This is a genomic window from Streptomyces calidiresistens (genome assembly GCF_014141525.1).
In the GTDB taxonomy this organism is placed as follows: Bacteria; Actinomycetota; Actinomycetes; order Streptomycetales; family Streptomycetaceae; genus Streptomyces; species Streptomyces calidiresistens.
Genome location: NZ_VKHS01000861.1, coordinates 1 through 2162 on the forward strand (window position 1 = coordinate 1; position 2162 = coordinate 2162).

At 71.7% G+C, this 2162-nt stretch carries 2 protein-coding genes; one reads left to right on the forward strand and one right to left on the reverse strand.

The annotated features are described in order from the left end of the window. The coding region (locus FOE67_RS23520) for a vanadium-dependent haloperoxidase (RefSeq protein ID WP_182666847.1) at positions 1-1325 on the forward strand (1325 nt) is incomplete at its 5' end. On the opposite strand, the gene FOE67_RS23525 is transcribed toward FOE67_RS23520, so the two are convergent. Beyond that, a complete protein-coding gene (locus FOE67_RS23525; protein WP_182666848.1) occupies positions 1318-1974 on the reverse strand; it encodes a CGNR zinc finger domain-containing protein in 657 nt (218 codons plus the stop codon). The genes FOE67_RS23520 and FOE67_RS23525 overlap by 8 nt on opposite strands. Positions 1975-2162 lie beyond the last annotated feature (188 nt).

Below are 2162 nucleotides of genomic sequence, written 5' to 3' on the forward strand. Positions count from 1 at the left end.
GCGTCGCCTCCACCACCCCGGCTCTCGCCGCGCCCGCCCCGACGTCCGCCCCCGTCGCCCCGCACACCGCGCGGGGCGACAACGATCACGTGCTGTACTGGAACACCGTGGTGCTGGACATCTTCCGGCAGCACGGTGGCACCCCCGGCCCCCTGACCCGGGGCGCCGCCATGATGGACCTGGCGATCTACGACGCCGTCAACTCCATCGGGGACATCGGCGAGCCCTACCTCGTGAAGAGGGACTACGCGCAGGGCGTCACGGGGGCCCTGAACACGGCCATCGACTACGCCGCCTACACCACGCTGCGCAGCGCCTTCCCCGACTACCCCCGGGCCGACCTCGACGCCAAGCTGCAGACGGCCCTCTCGATGCCCGATGTCGGCACCGCCAACGAGCGCACCATCGGCCGTCTGCTGGGCACCACCACCGCCCGGACCATGATCAGCCACCGAACGGGCGACGGTTCGACCAACACCACGCCCTACGTGCCGACCGTCGCGCCGGGCCACTGGCGGCCCGCCCCCGGCGCCGGGGCCGGTGCGCCCAACTGGGGAGGCGTCAAGCCCTTCGCGCTGAAGTCCGGTTCGCAGTTCCGGCCCGGCCCGCCCGGCGGCTTCGCGACCGCGGAGGAGATGCTGGCCAGCCCCGAGTACGCGGCCCAGGTCAACGAGATCAAGGAGATCGGCGGCAAGCACTCCACCGTCCGCACCGCCGAGCAGACCGAGATCGCCCACTACTGGGCGAACGACCTCGACGGCACCTACAAGCCGGTGGGCCAGCAGTTCGACCACACCATCGAGATCTACCGGCAGCACCGCCCCAACGGCGACTCCTTCGACAGCGCCCGCCTCTTCGCCCTGACCTCGGCGACCCTCGCCGACGCCGCCATCGCCATCTGGGACTCCAAGTACGCCACCGACTGGGACCTGTGGCGCCCGGCCCACGCCATCACCCTCGCGGACCAGGCCCCCAATCCGTGGATCGTCGCCGACCCGACCTGGGAGCCCCTGTCCAAGAACCACGCCGGCGTCAGCTTCTCCCCCAGCTTCCCCGCCTACGTCTCCGGTCACTCCGGTGTCGTGGCCGCCTGGGCCGGCGCCATGGAGAACTTCTTCGGGCGCGACGACCTCGCCTTCAGCGGCGGCACCGACGACCCGTACGCCAAGGGTGTGACCCGCTCCTTCCCGAGCTTCTCCGCCGCCGCGCAGGAGAAGGCGGACAGCCGCAAGTACCTGGGTGTCCACTTCGAGTGGGACAACTCCGCCGGTCTCGCCCTGGGCTCGCGCGTCGCGGACGAGGTGTACGCGAGCATCCTCAACTGACCCCTCCGCTCCCCGGCCCGGTACGGTCGGCGTCCGTCACCCGGCGCCGACCGTGCCGGGCCACCCGCACCCGGTTCCCGCACCCCGGGGTGCACCATTCCCGGCGCGGGTGGTTCCCCAGGAAGTACAGGACACACCCCGGGGCCGGACAGGCTCGCACCCGTGCGGCCTCCGGCCCGGCGAGGAGGTCGATCCCCCGGGTCGCCACCTCCCCCAGTACGACCCTCAGGGGGTCGGTTTCCAGCCGGCGGGAAACGGCGGTGAACGAGGCGTCCGGCTCCAGTTCCCGCCATCCGGCCGCTCCCCGGGCCGCCTCGTTCACCACCCGGACGTCCGCCCGCTCCGGTCGCCGGCCCGAGACCCGGGCCGAGAACAGCTCCCGGAGGGCCCCGCGGAGCGTCCGGAACATCTCCAGGTGCTCCGCGCCCACGCCGGCGAGGGACCCCTGTTCCGAGCCGTCGAACGAGTCGCGGTGCAGGTGGAGCCACCGCGCGAGGTCGTGGGGAGCGGTGAGCGCGTCCATCGGGTGACCGCGCAGTCCACCCCGGATGTACGTCGTGTTGATCAGGTCGAGCGGCAACGGCTCCCCCGTGAGGGGAAGCCCGTCCACCGCCGACCCACTGTCCTCCCGGAGCCCGGCATCGTCCATCGCCCCATGCTGCCCGGTGGCGCAACTCGTTCGCCACTAATGGATGGATGAGATTCAATGCATTAGCTTTTCCGTGCTTCCCGCACCACCCGCTTCGTCCGTCCCTCCGCGAGAAGAGGTCCCGTGTCCTCCACTCCCGTGTCCTCCGAGCCCTCGGCGACCCTCGCCGACGCCGCCATCGCCATCTC